General features: G+C 65.4%; 19 protein-coding genes. 7 read left to right on the top strand and 12 right to left on the bottom strand.

Annotated features, from left to right (window positions below; genetic code table 11):
* Nucleotides 1–165: 165 nt before the first annotated feature.
* Nucleotides 166–954 carry a thermonuclease family protein gene (locus QA649_RS33355; RefSeq protein ID WP_283020937.1) on the bottom strand — a complete coding sequence of 263 codons (789 nt, stop codon included), beginning with the start codon at nt 952–954 and terminating at the stop codon, nt 166–168.
* 199 nt (nt 955–1,153) lie between these two features.
* On the opposite strand from QA649_RS33355, the gene QA649_RS33350 reads away from it, so the two are divergent.
* From QA649_RS33350 to QA649_RS33335, 4 genes are all read left to right on the top strand, one after another.
* Nucleotides 1,154–2,752 carry a GMC family oxidoreductase gene (locus QA649_RS33350; protein ID WP_283020936.1) on the top strand — a complete coding sequence of 533 codons (1,599 nt, stop codon included), beginning with the start codon at nt 1,154–1,156 and terminating at the stop codon, nt 2,750–2,752.
* A 199-nt stretch (nt 2,753–2,951) separates the two neighbouring features.
* Nucleotides 2,952–3,401, top strand: coding sequence for a hypothetical protein (locus QA649_RS33345; protein ID WP_283020935.1), 450 nt, complete (start codon nt 2,952–2,954; stop codon nt 3,399–3,401).
* 103 nt (nt 3,402–3,504) lie between these two features.
* On the top strand, nt 3,505–4,524 hold the full coding sequence (locus QA649_RS33340) for a trypsin-like peptidase domain-containing protein (RefSeq protein ID WP_283020934.1): 1,020 nt from the start codon (nt 3,505–3,507) through the stop codon (nt 4,522–4,524).
* Nucleotides 4,525–4,582: 58 nt separating this feature from the next.
* Nucleotides 4,583–6,310: an FAD-dependent oxidoreductase gene (locus QA649_RS33335; protein WP_283020933.1), complete on the top strand. Its 1,728-nt coding sequence runs from the start codon at nt 4,583–4,585 to the stop codon at nt 6,308–6,310.
* Between the two features lie 251 nt (nt 6,311–6,561).
* Here the strand turns inward: QA649_RS33335 and QA649_RS33330 are convergent, their stop codons facing one another.
* Nucleotides 6,562–10,038 (bottom strand): indolepyruvate ferredoxin oxidoreductase family protein, encoded by a 3,477-nt coding sequence (locus QA649_RS33330; protein ID WP_283020932.1) that lies wholly within the window; start codon nt 10,036–10,038, stop codon nt 6,562–6,564.
* 166 nt (nt 10,039–10,204) lie between these two features.
* Between QA649_RS33330 and QA649_RS33325 the strand changes: the two genes are divergently transcribed.
* The 3 genes from QA649_RS33325 (at nt 10,205) to QA649_RS33315 (ending at nt 13,743) form a co-directional block, all read left to right on the top strand.
* Nucleotides 10,205–11,161 carry a hypothetical protein gene (locus QA649_RS33325; protein ID WP_283020931.1) on the top strand — a complete coding sequence of 319 codons (957 nt, stop codon included), beginning with the start codon at nt 10,205–10,207 and terminating at the stop codon, nt 11,159–11,161.
* A 205-nt stretch (nt 11,162–11,366) separates the two neighbouring features.
* On the top strand, nt 11,367–12,065 hold the full coding sequence (locus tag QA649_RS33320) for an isochorismatase family cysteine hydrolase (protein WP_283020930.1): 699 nt from the start codon (nt 11,367–11,369) through the stop codon (nt 12,063–12,065).
* A gap of 10 nt (nt 12,066–12,075) precedes the next feature.
* Nucleotides 12,076–13,743, top strand: a complete 1,668-nt coding sequence (locus tag QA649_RS33315; protein WP_283020929.1) for a regulator — start codon at nt 12,076–12,078, stop codon at nt 13,741–13,743.
* 53 nt (nt 13,744–13,796) lie between these two features.
* Here the strand turns inward: QA649_RS33315 and QA649_RS33310 are convergent, their stop codons facing one another.
* The 10 genes from QA649_RS33310 to QA649_RS33265 form a co-directional block, all read right to left on the bottom strand.
* A complete protein-coding gene (locus QA649_RS33310; protein ID WP_283020927.1) occupies nt 13,797–14,621 on the bottom strand; it encodes a carbohydrate ABC transporter permease in 825 nt (274 codons plus the stop codon).
* Complete coding sequence (locus QA649_RS33305) at nt 14,618–15,556, bottom strand: sugar ABC transporter permease (protein ID WP_283020926.1); 939 nt, start codon at nt 15,554–15,556, stop codon at nt 14,618–14,620. Before QA649_RS33305 ends, QA649_RS33310 begins: the two co-directional genes overlap by 4 nt.
* Complete coding sequence (locus QA649_RS33300; protein WP_283020925.1) at nt 15,553–16,878, bottom strand: extracellular solute-binding protein; 1,326 nt, start codon at nt 16,876–16,878, stop codon at nt 15,553–15,555. Before QA649_RS33300 ends, QA649_RS33305 begins: the two co-directional genes overlap by 4 nt.
* A gap of 79 nt (nt 16,879–16,957) precedes the next feature.
* Entirely contained in the window at nt 16,958–17,737 is a 780-nt protein-coding gene (gene soxA, locus QA649_RS33295; RefSeq protein WP_283020924.1) for a sulfur oxidation c-type cytochrome SoxA, read from the bottom strand.
* The gene (soxZ, locus tag QA649_RS33290) at nt 17,734–18,051 is read right to left on the bottom strand and encodes a thiosulfate oxidation carrier complex protein SoxZ (RefSeq protein WP_283020923.1); all 318 of its coding nucleotides are present in this window, start codon (nt 18,049–18,051) and stop codon (nt 17,734–17,736) included. The genes soxA and soxZ overlap by 4 nt, the downstream gene beginning before the upstream one ends.
* The gene (locus QA649_RS33285) at nt 18,051–18,518 is read right to left on the bottom strand and encodes a SoxY-related AACIE arm protein (RefSeq protein ID WP_283020922.1); all 468 of its coding nucleotides are present in this window, start codon (nt 18,516–18,518) and stop codon (nt 18,051–18,053) included. The genes soxZ and QA649_RS33285 overlap by 1 nt, the downstream gene beginning before the upstream one ends.
* 4 nt (nt 18,519–18,522) lie before the next feature.
* Nucleotides 18,523–18,969, bottom strand: coding sequence for a sulfur oxidation c-type cytochrome SoxX (gene soxX / locus QA649_RS33280; RefSeq protein ID WP_283020921.1), 447 nt, complete (start codon nt 18,967–18,969; stop codon nt 18,523–18,525).
* Entirely contained in the window at nt 18,962–20,245 is a 1,284-nt protein-coding gene (locus QA649_RS33275; RefSeq protein ID WP_283020920.1) for an NAD(P)/FAD-dependent oxidoreductase, read from the bottom strand. Before QA649_RS33275 ends, soxX begins: the two co-directional genes overlap by 8 nt.
* 48 nt (nt 20,246–20,293) lie before the next feature.
* Nucleotides 20,294–22,480, bottom strand: a complete 2,187-nt coding sequence (locus QA649_RS33270; RefSeq protein WP_283020919.1) for a molybdopterin cofactor-binding domain-containing protein — start codon at nt 22,478–22,480, stop codon at nt 20,294–20,296.
* A gap of 11 nt (nt 22,481–22,491) precedes the next feature.
* Complete coding sequence (locus tag QA649_RS33265; RefSeq protein WP_211413642.1) at nt 22,492–22,941, bottom strand: (2Fe-2S)-binding protein; 450 nt, start codon at nt 22,939–22,941, stop codon at nt 22,492–22,494.
* Nucleotides 22,942–23,007: the final 66 nt, after the last annotated feature.

Raw genomic sequence — 23,007 nt, 5'->3', positions numbered from 1 at the left:
AGGGAGGAAACGCCCAAGCAAAGACAATCCGATGAGGATCGTCTGCCAAGGAAGCGCTCGCGCAAAGCGCGTGCGCACTTTGATAAGTGCAGCAACTCCCGCCGAAGTTCAATTCCGGATCAATACGGTCTCGGACTACCACTCACGCGTGCGTGAAGGAATTTTTCACTTTGGCCGGCGGCAATTATAGGCCTTGCGGAAGCCGGCGGCCTGGGCGTCGTCCTCGGAGCAGAACCAGCGGTCCGGCTTGGTGGTTGCGGGATAGCTCGGGCAGCCCCGCAAATGATAGATGCCGATATTGCCGGTGACCCGCGCACGCACCGCGAGCTTGCCCTTGATGCTGCAGCTCGGCGGCATCGTCAGCTCGTCCGGGAACAGCACGGCGCGGATCTCCTTGTCGCGGTCGGAGCGGCAGGCGGCGCCCAGCAGCGCACCGTCCTTCTTGCCACTGCGGAATTCTTGCGGCGCAACAAAGCAGCCCTTCCAGATCCCGGCGACGGCCGTCTTCGCCTCGGCCGCCGCCGGCTTGACGTTCGCCTTGATCGGTTCGCGGGCGATGGCATAGCCGAGCTTGACCAGCTGCTCGTTCAAGGTCGCCTTGTCGCCCTCGGCCGTGCAGATGGCGCGGTGGCGTTTGCCGAAACTCTTTTCCGGCCCGACATCGTCGCAGCGCACGGAGCGCTTGTTGATCAGCTTCGTCAGCTGGTCGCGGGCCTCGATGCCGCAGGTCCAGGGATCGGCGTGATCGTCGATGCAGACCTGGTCCAGCTCGGGCGCGTCGACGCCGTCGAGCCGGTAGGTGACGTCGCCGAGTTGGATGGAGTTGCCGTCGCGGGCCGTCGCGACAGCGGTCAGGGCGGAGGCCGGCTCGGACGACGCCAGAACTCCGGACAAGATGAAAAACAAAACGAGCGCAAAAGCGCGGGCGGCGGCAAAGAAATTTCGGAAGGACATGCGGTCTCGCTATCGATGGCTCATGCGCCCTGTTCCTAGCATCCGGACGTGGCGATACCAATGGTCTGCGCCCTGCGAAGTGCGACATTCCGGGCCTGCGGCTTTACTCGGCCGCAGCTCTGCCCCTATCGTTTGCCGGCCTCGCGGAGCGCGAAAGGCCGAATCGCCCGTAAGCGGCGAGGGGGAGGAAGAGGTTGCGATGAAAGACCCCGTGGACGTCCTGATCATCGGCGCCGGCGCATCGGGCGCGGCGGTGGCGTGGTCGCTGGCCGAAACCAAGATGCACATCGTCTGCCTGGAGCAGGGCGGCTGGATGAACCCGGCGGAATATCCCAGCACGGGCCGGGACTGGGAGGCCAAGTTCTACGGCGAGTGGTCGTCGAGCCCCAACGTCCGCGGCCGCCCCGAAGACTACCCGATCAACGACGACAATTCGCCGATCAAGGTCGTGAACTACAATGCGGTCGGCGGCTCCACGGTGATGTACACCGCGCACTGGCCGCGGCTGCACCCTTCCGACTTCAAGGTGAAGACGCTCGACGGCGTCGCCGACGACTGGCCGATCGACTACGACGCGCTGACCCCGTTCTTCGAAGAGAACGATCGCATCATGGGCACGTCGGGTCTATCAGGCGATCCGCTCTCTCCGCTGACCCACCCGCCAATGCCGCAGCAGCCGATGGGATTGTCCGGCGCCATCATCGGCAAGGCCATGAACAAGCGGGGCTGGCACTGGTGGCCGTCGGACACCACGGTCGCGACCACAGACTATGAGGGCCGGGCGCGCTGCATCAATCTCGGCCATTGCACGCCGGCCTGCGCGCAAGGCGCAAAGTCCTCCACCGACATCACCTATTGGCCGCATGCGATCCGCGCCGGCGTCGAGCTGCGCACCCATTGCCGCGTGCGCGAGATCACCACCGACGAGAACGGCATGGCCTCGGGCGTGGTCTATTACGACAAGGACGGGGTCGAGCAGTTTCAGCCCGCGCATGTCGTCATCATCGCCTGCAACGGCGTCGGCACGCCGCGGCTGCTGCTGAACTCGGCGTCCTCGCGCTTCCCGAACGGCCTTGCCAATTCGTCGGGTCTCGTCGGCAAGAACCTGATGTTCCACCCCTATGCGCAGATCTACGGCTATGTGAAGGAGCCGACCGACTCCAACCGTGCGCCGCCGACCTGTCTGTGGAGCAAGGAATGGTATGACACCGACCTGTCGCGCGGCTTCGTGCGCGGCTACGGCGTCCAGTTCGTGCGCGGGGCAGGGCCGGTGTTCGAGGCCGTCGTCAGCGAGCAGAAGAGCATTTTGCCGTGGGGCGAGGATCATCATCGCGTCTTTCGCAAGCTCAACGGCCATCGCCTGGGTTTCTCCGCAATCTGCGAGGACCTGCCGGAGGAGCACAATCGCGTCACGCTCGATCCCGTGCTGAAGGACAGTCACGGCATTCCCGCGCCGAAGATCGACTACACCATCAGCGAGAACAGCCGGAAGATGATGGAGCATGCGCTGGCGCGCGGCCGGGAGTTTCTCGAGACCGCGGGAGCGAGCGACATCTGCGTCAACTCGCCGATCCCGTGGGGCGGCTGGCATTTGCTCGGCACGGCGCGGATGGGCACCGACCCCGAGCGCTCCGTCGTCAACGAATGGGGCCGCTCGCACGACGTGAAGAACCTCTTCATCGTCGACGGCAGCATCTTCGTCACCTCCGGCGGCGTGAACCCGACCTCCACCATCCAGGCCCTCGCGCTCTACATCGCCGACCAGATGAAGCAGCGCCTCGCCAATTTGTTCGACTGATCATGATTGCATTCAAACGCAGCCGCGCGCTCCCTGCACCTCTCCCGCTTGCGGGAGAGGTCGGCACGAAGTGCCGGGTGAGGGCTCTCTCCTCTGGGGGAGCCCCTCTGTGGAGACACCCTCTCCCCAACCCTCCCCCGCGAGCGGGGGGACGGAGCGCACCGTCTTTGCGGCGGGAAAGAACCAATGAGAGCATGCCATGACTGATCAGTTCACCCTCACGCCGCGGCAGCGCCAGGACTTGCGCACCATCGCCGCGATGATCATTCCACCAAGCGAGGAATATCGCGTCCCCGGCGCCGATGACGACATCATCCAGGCCGACATCCTTGCAACCCTCGGCCGGGACACCGGGTCGGTGGCGGCTGCGCTCGACCATCTGGCGCGGCTCGCGGGGATGCCGCTCGCCGACCTCGCGCCCGACGCGCGAGACGGCGTGGCGCGGCAGCTCCGCAGCTCCGGCGGCGTCGCTGCCGCAACCCTCGTCCGCGTCATCTTGCAATGCTACTACCGCGACGACCGCGTGCTGCGTTCGCTCGGGCTGGAGCTGCGCGCGCCGTTCCCGAAGGGGCATGTGCTCCCGGACGGCGACTGGTCGTTGCTCGATCCAGTCAAGGCGAGGGCAGGCACGCTGCGGCGGGCGCCCTAGCCACCTGGGCAGTCCACTGGGCAGCCCAGCCTTGCGCCCCAGACGGGTCCCTTGCGCTGGAGGGAGCAGGCCACCATCTGTGTGAGCCTCAAGGACTCCTACCATGCTGGATTTTACATCAGATATCGCCGATGACGCACCGTCATCGCGAACGGTGGCGGCTGCCCCGGCCGATGACCGGGCGCTGCTGGACGCCTATTCCAATGCCGTGATCGACGTCACCGACCGTGTCGGCCCTGCGGTCGTGCGCGTCGAGACCGGTCCCAAGGTACCGAACGGCCGCGAGCGCGGCGGGCTCGGCTCGGGCATCGTGATCTCGCCGGACGGACTCGTCCTTACCAACAGCCACGTGGTCGGCTCGTCCAAGGAGATCCGGCTGCGGGATGTCGAAGGCCATGTCGGCGACGCCCAGGTGCTCGGCGTCGATCCGGATACGGATCTGGCGTTGCTGCGCGCCAATGGCGTGCGCGACTTGCCCTATGCTGCGCTCGGCAACTCCAAGACGTTACGTCGTGGCCAGCTCGTGATCGCGATCGGCAACCCGCTCGGCTTCGAGTCGACAGTGACCGCCGGCGTGGTTTCGGCGCTCGGGCGCTCGATCCGCTCGGTCAGCGGCCGCACCATCGAGGACGTGATCCAGACCGATGCCGCGCTCAACCCCGGTAATTCCGGCGGGCCGCTGGTCTCGTCGAATGCCGAGGTGATCGGCATCAACACGGCCATCATCAACGGCGCGCAGGGCATCTGCTTCGCGGTCGCCAGCAACACCGCGCAATTCGTGCTGTCGGAGATCATCCGCCACGGCTATGTCCGCCGCGCCTATATCGGCGTCGCCGGGCAGACCGCGCCGGTCCCGCGACGGCACGCGGTCGTGGCCGGCGTCGAGAACAAGATGGGCGCGCTGCTCGCGCAGATCGAGCCGGACGGGCCGGCGGCGAAGGCGGGCCTGTTGCCCGGCGACGTCGTGATCAGGCTCGATGGCGTCGAGATCAACGGCGTCGACGACCTGATCCGCGTGCTCGACCGCGACCGGATCGGCCGCCGGCTGGCCATGGACGTGCTGCGGCTCGGCCGTCTGCGGGCGATCGACATCGATCCCGTAGAGCGCAAGCCGGCGCGCTAGCTGCGAGCGCTGGGGCGAGGTATGACGATGTCATGCCTCGTTCTCGGACCCTCGCCGCATGATGCCGGCGCATGAGACCTACGACGTCATTGTCATCGGCGCGGGCGCCGGCGGCATGACCGCCGCGGCGGTGGCTGCCGTCGAAGGCCTGCGCGTGCTGGTGATCGAGAAGACAGCCTTCGTCGGCGGCACCACGGCGTGGTCGGGCGGTATGGTCTGGATCCCCGCCAATGCCAAAATGAGGGAAGCGGGGCTGACCGATAGCATCACCGATGCCGTCCAGTACCTGTCAAGCACCGTGCCTGAGCCTGCGAATGCGGGCTTGCGTGCCGCCTTCCTCGCGCGCGGGCCGGAGGCAGTCGCCTGGCTCGAAGCCCACACGGAAGTGCACCTGCAGCCGGTGAAGGTCTGTCCGGACTATTATCCGGAGCGGCTGGGCGCGACAGCTGGCGGGCGTGTGCTGGAGCCGGTGGTTTTCGATGGCACGCGGCTGGGTCAGGGCTTTGCGCGGCTGCGCGCGCCGCTGCCGGAGTTCACGTTGCTCGGTGGGATGATGGTCAATCGCCTCGACCTTCCGCATCTGCGCCGGGTCGGGAAGTCGGTGCGTTCGACCTTGCGCGCGGCGCGGCTGGTTTCCGTATACGCGTTGCAGCGGCTCCGCAGCCCGCGCGGCACGACGCTGCATCTCGGCAATGCGCTCGCGGCGCGATTATACGCCTCGCTGCTCGCGCGGCAGGTCGAGATCCTCTTCAGCGCGGATGTCGAGGATCTGTCGATGCAAGGCGATCGTGTCGCCGGCGTAGTGATCCGTCATGGCGCCCGTGATCGCCCGATCGCCGCGCGACGCGGCGTGGTGCTGGCGACCGGCGGCTTCTCGCATGACGCGACGTTGCGCAAACGCTTCTTCCCGCCGGCGGCCGGATCTGTGTCGGCGACCAACACAGCAGGCAATGGTGATGGGCTTCGGCTTGCGGCGACGGCCGGTGCTGCCCTCAACACGGACACGACCAGCCCGGCCTATTGGGTGCCCGCCTCGCTGTTCCGCCGCGCCGACGGCAGCCGCGGTGTCTTCCCACATACGGTGACCGACCGCGCCAAGCCCGGCGTGATCGCGGTCAATGCCGCGGGCCGCCGCTTCGTCAACGAGGCGCTGTCCTACCACGAGTTCGTGCTCGCTATGCTGCGTGATGGCAATGGCGAGCCGGACCGACCATTCCATCTGATCTGCGACCGCGCGTTCCTGTGGGCTTATGGTCTCGGTCGCATCAAGCCGTTCACGCGCAATGTCCGGCGCTATGTGGCGAGCGGCGAGTTGGTCGAGGCGCCTGACATCGCACAGCTGGCGGCGAAGATTGGCATCAAGCCGTCCACGCTCACGGCGACGATTGCGAGCTACAACGAAGGTGCGAAGGAAGGGCGCGATCCCGAATTCGGCCGCGGCAGCACCGTCTATCAGCGCCACCTCGGCGATGCCGCGCACAAGCCGAACCCTTGCGTTGCACCGATCGCGCGCGCGCCGTTCTTCGCGATGCGCATCCATCCCGCCGATCTCGGCACCGCGATCGGCATGAAGGTTGATGCGCAGGCCCGCGTGTTGCGCGAGGATGGTACGCCGATCACGGGCCTCTATGCCTGCGGCAACGACATGGGCTCGATCATGAATGGCAATTATCCGGGGCCGGGCATCACGCTCGGCCCGGCGTTGACGTTCGGGTATATCGCCGGGCGGCATCTGGCGGAGGGTGGGGTGGCGGCGACGCCTGTGGTCGCAGGAACTTCCGCCTAGACCACCACCGTCATGCCCCGCGAAGGCGGGGCATCCAGTACGCCGCGGCTTATCGATTCAACCACAACTGTCTCGGAGTACTGGATCGCCCGGTCAAGCCGGGCGACGACAGTGAGTATGAGGCTTGCGCCTGTCTCCTCATCGTCATTGCGAACGCAGCAATCCAGCATCTCTCCGCGGAAAGACTCTGGATTGCTTCGTCGCAAGGGTTCCTCGCAATGACGCGTGGAGAGATTGGACGTCCCTAACCACTACTCCGCCGCCACTGCAAAACGGCTGTTCTCGAGCTCCGCTTCCAGCCGCGCCGTCTCGGTCGCCGCCAGCTTGATGTTGGCTTCCTTGACGTGCCCGAAGCCGCGGATGCTCTCCGGCACGCGCGCGAGCCGTGCCAGCAGCGGGATCTGCTCCGCCTTCAGCCCGGCGACCCGCCCATCGATCATCGCAAAATAATCCTCGATCAGCTTCCGCTCGGTCCGCCGCTCCTCGGTGCGGCCGAACGGATCGAACGCGCCGCCGCGCAGGAATTTCAGCTTCGCCAGCACGCGGAAGGCATGGATCATCCAGCTGCCGAACTCCTGCTTCTGAAGACGCCCGGTCGCCTTGTCGCGCTTGGCGAAGATCGGCGGTGCCAGGTGATACTTCAGCGTGAAGTCGCCGTCGAATTTTTCGGACACCTTCCTGGCAAAGCTGCCGTCGGTATAGAGCCGCGCAACCTCGTACTCGTCCTTGTAGGACATCAGCTTGAACAGGTTCTTCGCCACGGCTTCCGTCAGCTCGGTGGACGCGGGAAAGGCAGCGTGCTCCGCCTTGCGCACCTTCGCTACGGCCGCAAGGTAGCGGTCGGCATATGCCTTGTCCTGATAGTCCGTCAAAAACCCCGCGCGAGCCGCGATGATGTCGTCTAGCGATTTCACCGGCGCTGCGGCCCGGCTCTTGAACTGGAGCACGCTGCGCACCCGCGACATGTCGTGGGCGGCAAGGCGCCCCCAGGTGAAGGCGAGCTTGTTCATCTCGATAGCGGCGCCGTTGATCTCGATGGCGCGGAGCAGGGCCTCCAGTGACAGCGGGATCGCGCCTTTCTGGAAGGCGAAGCCGAGCATGAAGGGATTGGTCGCGATGCTGTCGCCCATCAGCGCGGCGGCAATGCCCGTGGCGTCGATGATGTCGAGGTTCTTGTCGCCAATGGCGTCGCGCAGCACTGTCTGCATCGTGCCCATCTCGAAATCGAGATCGGGATTCTGCACGAAGCTAGCGGTCGGCTGCAAGTCGGCGTTGATGTAGGCCTTGGTCACGCCGCGCTCGGCGCGGCTGAGCGCAGTCGGGCCGGCCGAGACGATCATGTCGCAGCCGAGAATGACGTCGGCGCCGCCGGTGGTGATGCGGACCGCGGAGATATCTTCCGGCTTCGGGGCGATGCGCACGTGGCTCATCACCGCGCCGTTCTTCTGCGACAGGCCGGTGAAGTCGAGCGCCGAGCAGCCGCGGCCGTCGACATGGGCGGCCATGCCGAGCAGCGCGCCGATGGTGATGACGCCGGTGCCGCCGATGCCAGTGACGAGAATGTTGTAGGGGCCGTCCAGCTCGCGTGCGGGCGGCAGCGGCAAATCGGCGAAGAGCTGCCCGGAATCGACCGCTGACGTCTTCATGCGCTTCAGGCTGCCGCCATGCACGGTGACAAAGCTCGGGCAAAAGCCCTCGACGCAGGAAAAGTCCTTGTTGCAGTTCGACTGGTCGATCTGGCGCTTGCGGCCGAATTCGGTTTCGAGCGGCTGCACCGAAACGCAGTTGGAGGCCTGCGAGCAGTCGCCGCAGCCTTCGCAGACGAGTTCGTTGATGAAGGCGCGCTTGGCGGGATCGGGATAAAGGCCGCGCTTGCGGCGGCGGCGCTTTTCCGCCGCGCAGGTCTGGTCGTAGATGATGACCGTGAGGCCCTTGATGTCGCGCAGCTCGCGCTGCACGGCATCGAGCTCGCGGCGGTGATGGATGGTCGCGCCCTGCGGGAAGTAGTTGCCTTCAGGGTATTTGCTGGGATCGTCGGAGACGATCGCCAGCCGCTTGACGCCCTCGGCCCAGACCTGATGTGCGATCTGCGCGACATTGAAGCTGCCTTCGGCCGGCTGGCCGCCGGTCATCGCGACGGCGTCGTTGTAGAGGATCTTGTAGGTGATGTTGATGCCGGCGGCCGAAGCCGCGCGGAGAGCGAGAAGCCCCGAATGGGTGTAGGTGCCGTCACCGAGATTCTGGAAGATGTGCGTCTCGGTGGTGAAGGGCGACTGGCCGATCCAGTTCACGCCCTCGGCGCCCATATGCGAGATCAGATCGGTGCGGCGCGTCGGCATGCTCAGAGCCATGCCGTGGCAGCCGATGCCGGCCATAGCGCGGCTGCCCTCGGGCACGCGCGTCGAGGTGTTGTGAGGGCAGCCCGAGCAGAAGAATGGCGTGCGCGCGAGCTTGATCTGGGTGCTGGTGGCGACGGGATTGTCGAAGGCTTCCAGCCGCGCCAGCCGCTGCTCCAGCACCGGGCTGTGATGGCCAAGCTTGCGCAGCCGCGCCAGGACTGCACCCGCGACGATGGTCGGCGTCAGCTCGCCCTCGCTCGGCAGCAGCGGCGCGCCGCGCTCGTCGCGTTTTCCGGTGACGGTCGGGCGCCTGGACGCATCGATGTTGTAGAGGATGCGCATGAGCTGGTCTTCGATGAAGCCACGCTTCTCCTCGACCACCAGCACGTCCTGCAGACCTTCGGCGAAACGCCTGGCGCCGCTTTCCTCCAGCGGCCAGGTCAGCGCGACCTTGTAGATGCGAAGACCGAGGTCCTGCGCGTCCTTGTCGGTGATGCCTAAGTCGGCGAGGGCCTGACGCAGATCGAGATAGGCCTTGCCGGTCGCGACGATGCCGAGCCGGGCCGGCTTGGAATCGAGCACGATGCGGTCGAGCTGGTTGGCGCGGGCGAAGGCCTGCACCGCCGCCATCTTCGGGCCGAACAGGCGCTTCTCGGCCTCCAGCGGCGGATCGGGCCAGCGGATGTTGAGGCCGCCGGGCGGCATCTCGAAATCGTCGGGGAGCACGATCTTGATGCGTTCAGGATCGCTGTCAATCGAGGCCGAGCTCTCGACCGTCTCGCTGATCGCCTTGAAGCCGACCCAGCAGCCGGAGAAGCGCGACAGCGCGAAACCGTAGAGGCCGAGATCGAGATAGTCCTGCAGCGTCGCCGGATTGATCACGGGAATCAGCGCCGCGGCGAACACCTGCTCGCTCTGATGCGCCAGCGTCGAGGACTGGCAGCCGTGATCGTCGCCGGCGAGCGCCAGCACGCCGCCATTGAGCGAGGTGCCGGCCGCATTGGCGTGCTTGAGCGCGTCGACCGAGCGGTCGACGCCGGGCCCCTTGCCGTACCAGATGCCGAACACGCCATCGACCTTGGCGCCGGGGAACAGTCCGACCTGCTGGCTGCCCCAGACCGCAGTCGCCGCCAGGTCCTCGTTCAGGCCGGGGACGAAGGCGATGTCGTGCTGCTGCAGATGCGACTTCGCGCGCCAGAGCGCGTGGTCGTACATGCCGAGCGGGGAACCGCGATAGCCTGAGATGAAACCGCCGGTGTTGAGGCCTTGGAGCCGGTCGCGTTCGCGCTGCAACATGGGCAATCGAACCAGGGCCTGCGTGCCGGACAGGAAGATCCGCTTCGATTCGAGCCGGTATTTGTCGTCCAGCTCGACCTGCATCAGCGTCATTTCGGAGGTCCTTGTTCTTCTTGGTTCGGCGGGGATTTTGCGCCGCGGAAAGAGCGGCGGCTTGCGAAGCGGGTGTTGCCAGTCAAAAGCATGGACAGGCGAAGTCAATATCGCTGGCCGCATCCGTGGCGGTCCTGTTAGTCATGGCTGCCTGTGGAGGAAAGCCATGACCGCAAACGCATTCGAGACCGAGATCACCGAGACTGCGGAGACGCTGATCGGCCCGTGGCGTAAGCCGCGCCAGATGCTGCAGGCGCAAACTTACGATGCGCACGCCTCCATCCATGACGATGCCACCGCGCAGAAGCTCGGCTTCAAGGGCGGCACCATCGAAGGCCCGACGCATTTCAGCCAGTTCGCCCCGCTCGGTGCGCGGCTCTGGGGGCAGGCCTGGTTCGAGAGCGGCTGCCTGTCCGCGCATTACCGCAGCGTCTGCTACGAGGGCGAGGAGGTGCAGGCGATCCTGTCGAAGCCGTTGCCGGGCACAAGCCAGTGTCAGATCCAGATGGTCAAGCGCGACGGCACCGAGGTGCTGCGCGGGACGGCCTCGGTCGGCGACGCTGCGGTCGCGACCGCGCTCGAGACCCGTCTCGGCGAGCTCAAACCGCTGACCGATCCCGTGATCCTGCGCGACGTCAAGGTGGCGCAGACGAGCAAGCGGCAGACGGTGCGGATGGCGTTCGACCAGAACATGGGCGACCTCTATCCGTTCTCGCTCAGGCAGAAGCTCGCCGTCATCACCGAGAGCTCGCCGTACTACTCGGGCACCGACAATCCATGGAGCAGGGCCATCATCCCGATGGAGATGCTGAGCGTGCTGTTCCAGTACCGCTCCAAAGAGGATCCGCTGCCGGCCAAGGGACCGGCCGTCGGCCTGTTTGCCGACCAGGAGATCCGACTGGTGAAGGGGCCGCTCTTCGTCGACGAAGAGTACGAGGTCGAGCGCGAGGTGGTCGCACTCTCCGGCAGCCGTCGCACCGAGAGCGCCTGGGCAAAGACGCGCGTGTTCGACAAGGCGGGTACGGTGGTCGCGACGATGTTGCTGAACATGGCGACGCTGAAGGACTCCTATGCGCCGTATGAGGACGAGTATCGGCGGCTGTACGGAGATACTGCCCGCTAGAAAAGCGGGCTCGGTCGTCGCTCATGCTTTGAGCAAATGCACGCCGTAAAGCCGTCGCACAGCGAATAAGCAGACCCGCACTCCTCCCATAACATTCTGACAGCGCAGTAAATTTCCGCGCACCGTCGGTCCGGTCGCAATTGTACACAATGGCACGGCGCTTGCAGAACTCCTGGCAAAGAGAGTTCTCGCGGGGGCCTGCGTCATGTTGAACTCAGCCAAGCCGACACCGGGCGTCATCAGCGCCGAGCCCGAGCCGATCAAGCTCGACTGGCCCGCCACCGCGCTTCTCATCATCGACATGCAGCGCGATTTCATGGAGCCCGGCGGCTTCGGCGAGACGCTGGGCAACGACGTCAGGCAGCTCGCGCGCGCGGTGAAGCCGATCGGCGCGGTGCTGAAGGCGGCGCGCGATACCGGCATGCTGGTGATCCACACCCGCGAGGGCCATCTGCCCGATCTCTCCGACGCGCCGCCAGCGAAAGTCGAGCGCGGCGCGCCGAGCCTCCGCATCGGCGATCCCGGCCCGATGGGCCGCATCCTCATTCGCGGCGAAGCCGGCCACGACATCATTCCCGAGCTCTATCCGCTCGACAGCGAGGTCGTGATCGACAAGCCGGGCAAGGGCGCGTTCTACGCCACCGAGCTCACCGACGTGCTGGAGAAATACGGCATCGAGAATCTTCTGGTGTGCGGCGTCACCACCGAGGTCTGCGTCAACACCACGGTGCGCGAGGCCAATGACCGCGGCTATCGCTGCGTCGTCATTTCCGACGGCTGCGCATCCTACTTCCCCGAGTTTCACGAGATGGGCCTGAAAATGATCAAGGCCCAGGGCGGCATCTTCGGCTGGGTCACAGATTCAGCCGCAGTTCTGGAGGCAATGAAAGTTTCGACCACATAGGGGTATTATCATGAGCACATTGACGGGGACGGCAGGCAGTTCTGATCTGAACAAGTCCGATTTCAAGCCGGCGCTATGGACATCGGGCGACTGGAACGCGTTTTTCGGCTTCGGCACCAACATCCTCGTCAACATGCTGGTGCTCACGGGCCTGTTGCGCTTCGTCTTGAAGATGCCTGACAGCCTCGTGTTCGGCCGCATCCTGCCCGCGCTCGGGCTGATGATGTGCCTGTCCACCTTCTATTATGCGTATCTCGCCTACCGCCTCGCGCAGAAGACCGGCCGCAACGACGTCTGCGCGCTACCCTCGGGCGTCAGCGTGCCGCACATGTTCATCGTCACCTTCGTGATCATGCTGCCGATCACGCTGAAGACCGGCGATCCGCTCAAGGGCTGGTCGGCCGGCCTCGTCTGGGTGTTCTTCCAGAGTTTTATTCTGATGATCGGCGGCTTTATCGCGCCGTTCATCCGCAAGATCACGCCGCGTGCGGCGCTGCTCGGCACGCTCGCCGGCGTCTCCGTCACCTTCATCTCGATGCGGCCGGCGCTCGAGATGTACATGACGCCGCAGATCGGTCTCGTCTGCTTCGCCATCATCCTGGTGAGCTGGTTCGGCGGCGTGAAATATTGGCGCGGCATTCCCGCAGGCCTCGTCGCCATCGCGGCCGGCATGATCATCGCCTGGGGCTCCAACCTGTTCGGCCTCGGCCTCGGTGGCTTGAGCATCGCCGGTGTTGGCGCGGCCTTTGCCAATTTCGGCTTCTCGGTGCCGATCCCGGCCGTCGGCTACGTCTTCTCCGGCTTCGAGTTCCTCGGCATCATCCTGGTCACCGCCATTCCGTTCGGCATCTATGATCTCGTCGAGGCCATGGACAATGTCGAGAGCGCGGAAGCGGCCGGCGACGAATATCCGACCACGCGGGTGCTGACCGCCGACGGCGTCGTCAGCCTGATCGGCTGCCTGATGGGCAATCCCTTCATCAACGCCGTCTATATCGGCCATCCCGGCTGGAAGGCGATGGGCGGCCGCATCGGCTACTCCGCCGCGACCGGCATCATGGTGGTGGTGCTGGCCTGGTTCGGCATCATCTCGGTGCTGCTGGCGTTGGTGCCTGTCGTCGCGATTTCGCCGATCCTGCTCTACATCGGCATGCTGATCGGCGCGCAGGCGTTCCAGACCACGCCGGTCAAGCACGCGCCGGCGATCGTGCTGGCGCTGACGCCGCATCTGGCCGCCTGGGCCAAGCTCCAGATCGACACCATGCTGGCCTCGACCATGACGGCTGCGGCAACCGTCGGCGGCATGGCGGCCGACAAGGCCGACGCGGTCAAGACGGCTGCGGTCGCGGCGCTGCCGCAGCAGGGCGTGTTCTATCACGGCCTCGAAGTCATGGGCGGCGGCTCCATCCTCGGCGGCCTCATCCTCGGCGCAATCGGCGTCTTCATCATCGAGCGCGACTTCGAGAAGGCATCAAGCTTTGCGCTGGTCGGTGCGGTGCTGACCTATTTCGGCTTCATGCACGGCGAAGCCGTCGGCATCGGCGGCGGCTTCGGCGTCACGCCCGCGGTCGCGTTTGCCTACGCCGTGATGGCCGCCGGACTGTTCGCGGCCAGCAAGCTCGGCACCACCGAGCACTACGCCGCGCATCCGGAGATGCACGCCGCGCCGGCGGAGTAGAGTACACGCATTAGTGGCAGCCGGGCGACGCCGTGTCGCCCGGCCGCTTCATTTTAGCCGCCCTTGACGGCCCCCGCCGTGAGCCCGGCCACGATCTGCCGCTGCGCGAACACCGTCAGCAACAGAACCGGGAAGGTGACGATCAGCGCGGCGGCGGCCAGCGGGCCCCAGCTGAGCTGGTCGAACGAGATCATGTTGTAGACCGCAACGGGCAGGGTGCGCGTCTCGCGCCCCGCCAGCACGATGCCAAACACAAAATTGTTCCAGGAGAAGATCACGGCGAGGATGAACGCGACCGCGACGCCGGGTTTTGCGATCGGCAGCGCGACGTGGCGGAACACCTGCCAGCGCCCGGCACCGTCGATCAGGGCGGCTTCCTCCAGCTCCATCGGGGTCGTCTCGAAATAGCCGATCATGATCCAGATCACGATCGGCACGGTCACGACGAGATGGATGATGATCTGCGGCACCAGCGTGCCGAGCAGACCGAGCCACTGGAACAGCAGGAACAGCGGGATCAAATAGGACAGGCCCGGCGTGATGCGGGCGATCAGGATCACGATCGCGGATTTGTGCGCGGCCATGCGGGCGATGCCGTAGCCGGCAGGGACGCCGACCATGAGCGCCAGCAACGTCGCGCTGCCGGTGACGATCAGGCTGTTCATGAAATAGGTCAGGAAGCGGTTGGAGGCGAGCACGTCGGCATAGTTCTTCCAGGCGATGCGATCCGGAAAGAACACCGGCGGGTAGGCGGCATTGTCGACCTCGAACTTGAGCGACAGCGAGATCATCCAGAGGAAGAACAGGATTGCCGGCGAGACGATGACGAAGACAGAGAGCCACAGGCCGATCTTGCCGATGATCTGACGGGGTGTCATGCGCCCCTCGCGATCTCGGTCCACAGCATGCGCTGGCGGGCGTAGAGCATCACCGCCGCAAGCAGGACAATCAGCAGGAAGAACACGACCGCGATCGCCGAGCCGTAACCGAGATCGTAATAGGTGAAGGCGACGCTATAGAGATAGATGTTGATGGTCTCCGACGCCGAGCCCGGTCCGCCCTGCGTGATCGCGAAGATGATGTCGAAGCTCTTCACCGCGTCGATCATGCGGATCATGCCGGCGATGAACAGGAACGGCATGATCAGCGGCAGCGTGATGAAGCGGAACACCTGCCAGAAGCTGGCGCCGTCGATCTGCGCGCTTTCGTAAGGCTCGGTCGGGATCGCGGCGAGGCCGCCGAGCACGATCAGCATGACCAGCGGCGTCCATTGCCAGGTCTCGACCAGCACCAGCGAGGGAATCACGGTTGCGGGGTGGAAGACCCAGAGCTGTGCGGGAATCCCGACCAGCGACAGCAGATAGTTCAGCACGCCGAGCTGCGGGTGGAACATCATGGTCCACACCAGCGCGATCGCCACCGGCGTCGCCATCATCGGCATGATGAAGACGCCGCGCAGAAATCCGCGACCGGCGAAGTTCTGGTGAAACACCACGGCCGAGAGCGTGCCGAGGATCAGCGGCAGCACCACCGACAGCACGGTGTAGACCAGCGTGTGGCCGACCGCTTCGAGAAAGCGCGGATCGCTCGTGAGGCGCAGATAGTTGGAGAACCCGACGAAGGTGGTCGGCGCGCCGACCTTCCATTCGTTCAGGCTCATCCAGATCGTGAAGACCCACGGGAAGATGATGATCGCGAGCACGACGACCAGCGCCGGCACCACGAACGGCCAGTAGGACGGCGGCCGCAGCTCCTTCTCCGGCGCGGCATCGGACCGTGCCGCGGCCGGAGTCGATTGTGTCAACGCACTCACGCTTTTTCACTGCGCTCCAGGATCGGCCGGAACTGCTCGTGAGCCTTTTTCAGCTCTGTAGCGGGGTCGGTACCTGTGATGGTCGAGGTAATTGCGGCGCCGACAAGATCGCGGAATTCGGCGACCGGGATGATCACGGGCAGGCCCAGCTTGCTGATCTTGGCGGAATCAATCACCGACTGCAGCCATTCCTTGGGCATCTTTACGCCGCTCTGGACCTCGGGGTCATTCAGGATTGAGTTGCGGAACGGTACGCCGCCGCCGGCCTGCAACAGCCGCGCGCCTTGCTTCTTGGAAACCACCCACTGGCAGAGCAGATAAGCGGCTTCCTTGTTCTTGCTCGCCGCGGCAATGCCGATGCCGTCACCATAGGTGGCCGAATATTGTCCCTTCGGTCCGGCGGGAACGACGGTGTAGCCGACCTTGCCGACGACGCGCGAGGCGGCAGGATCTTCCAGCGGCGGCGCCCAGCCAACGCCGTCGATCCACATTGCGGAACGTCCTTGCGTGAACGAAGCCATCGACTCCATCCAGTTGAAGCCGACGACGCCGGGCGGAGCGACCTTCGTCAGCAGCGTCTGGTAGATTTTTGTTGCCTCGATCGCTTCCGGACCGTCGGTCAGGATGTTACCCTTGGCGTCGAGGAATTCGCCGCCGCAATTGAGGAAGAAGTTCGTCCACAACGTCATGTTGGCATTGCGCAGGCCTCGTCCGACGAAGCCGAAGGTGCCTTCCTTGGGGTCGGTGAGCTTCTCGGCAGCCGCGATCATCTCGTCGAAGGTCTTGGGCACCGCGACGCCCTTCTTCTGGAACAGCTCCTTGTTGTAGTAGAGGATGAAATAGTCGACCGACCAGGGCAGCGACAGCATCTGGCCCTTGTCGTTCTTGGCGTATTGCAGGCCGGCGGCCGAGAAATCGCTCTCGACGAGATCGGGCGCGGTCAGCGTCGGATCCTTCATGAAGGGCGTTATGTCGGCGAGCCAGCCGGCTTTCTCGAACTGCCGCTTCTGCACGTGATAGCTGAGATGCACGACGTCGAAGCTCGGCCGTCCCGAGGTGAGCTCGATCACGACCTTCTGGCGCTGCTGCTGCTCGGGGATCTGCTCGGATTCCACCTGGATGCCGGTGAGCTCGGTAAACTCCTTGATGTTCTTCTGCAGATTATCGCCGCGTGGGCCCTTGGCGAGGATCACCTCCAGCTTGGTCCCGGCGTATTTCTTCCAGTTGACCTCGGCGCGTGCCGGCAGACCGGTCAGACTGAGCGCGCCGGCCGCGGCGGTGCCCGTCAGCAGCGTGCGGCGCGAGATGTTGTGGTTGGCCAATGCAGTCCCTCCCTCTGATTCATCTTCTTTGGGAGGGATACTAGCGGCCGTACCACGCCTGCCTAGTCCTAATCTACGATCAGGGACGTACGGCCGGCGTCTCCATCGGCAGGCCGCGCGCCCGCGACATCAGGTAAAGTTCGAGCGCGACCAGCTCGGGCGAGCCGTAATCATAGGCCTGGGCGCGGACACCGCTCATGCAGCTGCGCAACCGACGCTCGATCGACCCCAGCGTTTGCCACTCCAGGCGGTAGAGCGGATAGCCGGTCGGCTGCGCTTGCGTGATCGGCGCGCCCGCGAGGCGCTTGTCGAAATTATCGTCGTGGCAATTGGTGCAGGCGAGGTTGAGCTGCCCTTCACGCTGCATGAAGAGGTCGCGGCCCTGGTCGACGAACGGCTTGAGCTGCGGATCGTCGCCGGCCGTGATCGCGACGCCGCTCGACTGGTGCGCGACATAGGCCGACAGCGCCAGCAGGTCGCGGCTCTCGTAAGGCAGCGGCATTACCTGCTGATGATTGGCACGGCAGAGATTGATGCGTTGGTCGAGCGTGACGGGGCGCGCCAGCGCCTTGTCAAAGGCGGGATAGCGCGCTGCGACGCTCTTCATGCTGCTGCGCGCATCGCCATGGCAATCTGCGCAGGCTTTGCCCGCGTCGCCCATCTTCTTGCCCCAGAGTGCCTCGCCGTCGAGCACGAACAACATGCCCGGATTGGAGGTGTCGTCGTCCTGCATGGCGCGCGTGTCCGGCCCCATGAACGAATAGCCGGAGCGGCGCGCATCGGGCGGGATCTCGCCGGCGAGCAGGGCGGGGCCCGTGACGAGCAGCATCGCCGCCGCTATCGCGCGCCAAAGAATCATTCGACCGTGATCGATGCGGAGGCGGTGGATGAATAGCCGTTGTCGCCGGTCCATTCGAACTCGAACTTGCCGCTCTCCTTCGCGACGGTGAAGAACGAGAGATAGGGGTTCGCGGCGATCGCCGGAAACAGGTCGGCGCGGAAGATTTCGGTGCCGTTGTAGCGACAGGTGAAACTGGTGATGATGTCGCGCGGCACCAGTCTGCCGTCCGCGGTGTGACGGAAGCCGGTTTCCATGATATGCGAGGTCAATGTGCGGATCTCGATGATGTCGCCGCGCTTGGCCTTGGCCGGGACGTTGATGAGCGCGGCCATCAGTTCATCTCCTCGGTGCAGGCGGCCAGCGTGACAACGACATCGGCCATGACCTGCCAGAAGGTGTCGTCGGAGAGGCGCGCGATCGCCACGACCTTCTGGGTGTCGGCGAGCCGGATCCTCGTCGAGACCTGGGCACGGCCGGAGGAAGGATTGAGATAGAAGTTGCCGATGTTCGGCTGCGGGTTCTTCTCGTTGAAGACGTGGATGCTCTTGACGTAGTCGGTCGCCGTCATCGGGCTGGCGACGCTCACCGTCATCGGCACGGTATTGCCGTTCTCGACCAGGGGCGGAATGTCGAGCTTGACCCTGCCGGTGCGGATCTGTGCTTCACCGACGACGTTGCGGATCGCGGTGGTGAGCATGGCCGGCGTCGCCTCCAACGGCCGCAGCGTGACGATCGGGACCGTCCCGGCAACGGTGACGCCGCCGGCAAGGCTCAAAAATCGTCGTCGCGTGGTTGGCATGAGCCTAGTCCCGAAGCGTTGCAAGAAAGGCCACGATGTCCTCGATCTCCGCAGCCGACAAGATCGGCTTGCCGGCAAAATTGCGCCCGACCCGGACGAGGCCATCGTTACGATAATAGGACGGCATGATAGTGTCGGGGTTGAAACGCGCTGCATCGACCAGCCGAAGCCGCAACTGGCTCGCCGACCACCGGTTCCCGGCGCCGCTGAGATCAGGCGCGAGGTCGCCCTGGAACCGCGTTTCCGGAAACGGGCCGGAATGGCAGAGGATACAGGTGGTCGTGCGCGCCAGCACCAGCGCGCGCCCGCGCGCGGCATCGCCGGGCGCGCCGGTGAGCGATTGTGGAATGCCGTCGCCGACGATCCTGTAGGGCACGAGCTCGTCCGCGCTCGCGCTGCAGGCGAGGCTTGTGGCGATCAGCGCCGCGATATGGACCGATGATCTAGCCAAAGGTGTCCGCCGTGATGGTTTGAAACCAGCGCTCCGCATCAGTCGCCTCGCGCGCACGCAACTCGCGCGGCGCATCGACCGGGCTCGTCGTGCCGCCCTCGACCTCGGCAAAGATGTCGCCCCTGGGCTGGTAGTTGCCGGCGAGGGAAAAGCCGTAACCGGGCGCGACGGTGTTGTAGCAGACGCCGGTCAGCCGCGGCGCCTCCGGTGCGCGGCCCGCGAGGAGGCCGATGATCGCGCTCGCGCAAGCCTTGCCCTGAGCGCTCGCCGCTGATGCCGATTTCGGGATGCCGCCGCCGAGACAGGCGTCGCCGATGACGTGGATGTTCTTGACGAGTTTCGACTCGAAGGTGACAGGATCGATCGGGCACCAGCCGGTATGATCCGCCGCGCCCGCGATATCGGCAATGCGACCGGCGCGTTGCGGCGGGATGACGTTGGCGACGTCAGGCGTGTAGTTGCCGAATTCGGTGACGATGGTCCGGGTCGCGGCATCGACAGAGGTCACGCGGCCGCCTTGCGACAGAGCAATGCGCTCGATCATGTCGCCGTAGAGCTCCTTCCACGCCTTCTCGAACAGCCGCTGTTGGGAGAAACTGTCCTTGGCGTCGAGGACCAGCACTTTCGAGCGCGGTTTTTTCGTCTTCAGATAATGCGCGATCAGGCTGGCGCGCTCGTAAGGCGCTGGCGGACAGCGCGACGGATTGGCGGGGATGGCAATGGCGACCGTGCCGCCGTCTTCCATCGCCTCCAACTGCCGGCGCAGCAACAGCGTTTGCGCGCCGGCCTTCCAGGCATGCGGCATTTTTTCCGATGCGGCGTTGTCATAGCCGGGCAGGGCCTCGACATGGAAGTCGATGCCGGGCGCGAGCACGAGGCGGTCGTAAGGCAGCGCGACGCCGTCGGTCGTCATGACGCTGCGCCGGTCCGGCTCGATCGCAGTTACGGCCTGGCCGATCACAGTGACGCCCTCGGCGGCGAGCTTGTCGTAGCCGAACTGCTGCGCGTCGATGTCGCGCAGGCCCGCAATCACCTCGTTGCTGAAGGGACAGGAGGTGTAGACTGCGTTGGGTTCGATCAGGATGACCTGCAAATCTCCCTGCGCATGCTTCAGCGCGCGGGCGCAAGCCGCGCCGCCGAAGCCGCCGCCGACCACGACGACACGTCCCGTGGATTGCGCGCGCGAAATCGATGGCCGCGCCAACGCTGCGGCCGCCAAGGTGATGCCGAACACGGCATTGCGCCGTGTCACCGGGCGCGTGGTCATCAGGGGCATCTGGAAAAGGGCTACGGCGGCAATCTCTCGCCGCCGCAGCATGTTGCTTTAGGCGAAGGTGATGTTCTGGTCGCGCAGCGGCACTGAGCGGATGCGCTTGCCCGTCGCCGCGAAGTAGGCATTGAGCACCGCCGGCGCCGCAACGCCGATGGTCGGCTCGCCGACGCCGCCCCAGAACCCACCGCTCGGCACCATCACCGATTCCACCTTCGGCATCTCGTTGATGCGCATCGAGTTGTAGGTGTCGAAGTTGCTCTGCTCGATCTTGCCGTCCTTGACGGTACAACCACCATAGAACAGCGCGGAGAGGCCATAGACGAAGGAGCCCGCGATCTGCCGCTCCACCTGCGCCGGATTGACGACGTAGCCGGGATCGGTGGAGGCGACGATGCGATGCACCTTGATCTTGCTGCCGTCGGTCACCGAGATCTCGGCGGCGCCGGCGACATAGCTGCCATAGCCCATCACCTGCGCGATGCCGCGATAGACGCCTTGCGGCGCCGGCGTGGTCCAGCCGATCTTCTCGGCGACCGCATTGAGCACCGCCAGATGCTTGGGGTGGTTACCCATCAGCTTGCGGCGGAACTCTAGGGGGTCCTGGCCTGCGGCATGGGCGAGCTCGTCCATGAAGCATTCCATGTAGATCGCGTTGTGATTGACGTTGACGCCGCGCCAGAAGCCCGGCGGAACGTGCGGGTTGCGCATCGCATGCTCGACCAGCAGGTTCGGCACCGAATAGCCGAACGCGGCTTCGCCGGATTGGGCGACGCCCTGGAATGCCGCCGGATCCATGCCGTTCTGCAGCGCTTCGGGGCGCAGCGAGAACAGGATCGATTGCCCGGACAGGCGGTAGTGCAGCGCGACCAGATTGTTGTTGGCATCGAATGCGCCGGTCATCTTGCACTGGGTGATCGGGTGATACCGGCCGTGCGCCATGTCCTCTTCGCGTGACCACAGCAGCTTGACCGGGGTGCCCGGCATCTGCTTGGCGATCATCACCGCTTGCCGGACATAGTCGGTCTGGCCGCGCCGGCCGAAGCCGCCGCCGAGCATGACCTTGTGCACGTCGCACTTCTCCGCCGGCAGGCCTGACGCCTCCAGCACCGCCGCGAAGGCGGCTTCGCCGTTCTGCGTGCCGCACCAGACCTCGCACTTGTCCGCCGTGTAGACCGCCGTGGCGTTCATCGGCTCCATGGTGGCGTGGTTCTGGTAGGGATAGGCGTAGACGGCCTCGACCTTCTTGGCGGCGCCGGCGATCGCCGCCTTGGCGTCGCCGTTCTTGTTGCCGACATAGGCCGGCTGGTCATTGTCGAGGCCTTCCGCCAGCCACTTCGCGATCGACTCGCTGGAGACCTTGGCGTTGTCGCCCTCGTCCCAGACGATCGGCAGCGCCTCCAGCGCGGTCTTGGCGTGCCACCAGGTGTCGGCCACGACCGCGACCGCGGTATCGCCGACCTTGACGACCTTCTTGACGCCCTTCATTCCGGCGACCTTGGCCTCGTCATAGCTCTTCAGCTTGCCGCCGAACACCGGGCAGTCCTTGATCGCGGCGTTCAGCATGCCCGGCAGCTTGACGTCGATGCCGTAGATCATCGCGCCGTTGGTCTTGTCGGCGGTGTCGAGCCGAAGCAGGCCTTTGCCGACGATGGTCCAGTCCTTGGGATCCTTGAGCTTGACGTCGGCGGGCGGGGTCAGCCTTGCGGCGGCCTCGGCGACCTTGCCATAGGTCGTGGTCCGGCCTGATCCCTTATGGGTGATGACGCCCCTGGCCACGGTGCATTCGGACGCCGGCACCTTCCACTCATTGGCGGCGGCCTCGATCAGCATCACGCGCGCGGTGGCGCCGCCCTTGCGGACGTAGTCCTGCGAGGAGCGGATGCCGCGGCTGCCGCCGGTGGAGAAATCGCCCCAGACGCGTTTGCGGGCAACGCTCTGGCCGGGGGTCGGATATTCGGTGGTGACCTTCGACCAGTCGCATTCGAGCTCCTCGGCGACGAGCTGGGCAAGGCCGGTGAGCGAGCCCTGGCCCATCTCGGAGCGGGCGATGCGGATCACGACGGTGTCGTCGGGCCTGACCACGACCCAGGCGCCGATCTCGGGCGAGCCGTCGGCGGCGCGCACCACGGCGGGGCCGCCGAAGGGGATGTCGAGGCCGATTGCGAGGCCTGCGCCGACAGCAGCGCTGCCGATGACGAAGGCACGACGGTTCATCTTGGGAGAGACGTGCTTGTTCATGGGGCGGCTCCTTACGCGGCTGCGATCGTGTGGATCGCCTCGCGCACCTGCTGGAAGGTGCCGCAGCGGCAGATATTGGTGATGGCCTCGTCGATATCGGCGTCGGTGGGCTTCGGCTTCTCGTTCAGCAGCGCCGCGACCGCCATGATCATGCCGCTCTGGCAATAGCCGCATTGCGGAACATCCTTCGCGATCCAGGCTTCCTGCACCTTGTGCAGCGTGGCGCCGGAGGCGAGGCCCTCGATGGTGGTGATCTTCTTGCCCTCGGCCTCGGCGACCGAGACGCCGCAGGAGCGGGTGGCGACACCGTCGATGTGAACCGTGCAGGCGCCGCATTGTGCGATGCCGCAGCCGTATTTGGTGCCGGTCAGACCGGCATTCTCGCGGATCGCCCAGAGCAGCGGGGTGTCCGGCTCGACGTCGAGTGTGAGGGTTTTTCCGTTGATTGTTAGGTTTGCCATCGCAGTCCCCTGATTGGCCCAATCCACCGATTGGACTCAGGGGCGTAATGTGTCCGGCAAATTGGA

Origin of the sequence: Bradyrhizobium sp. CB1717 (genome assembly GCF_029714325.1) — a bacterium.
In the GTDB taxonomy this organism is placed as follows: domain Bacteria; phylum Pseudomonadota; class Alphaproteobacteria; order Rhizobiales; family Xanthobacteraceae; genus Bradyrhizobium.
This window is presented reverse-complemented; position numbering and strand designations above follow the sequence as displayed.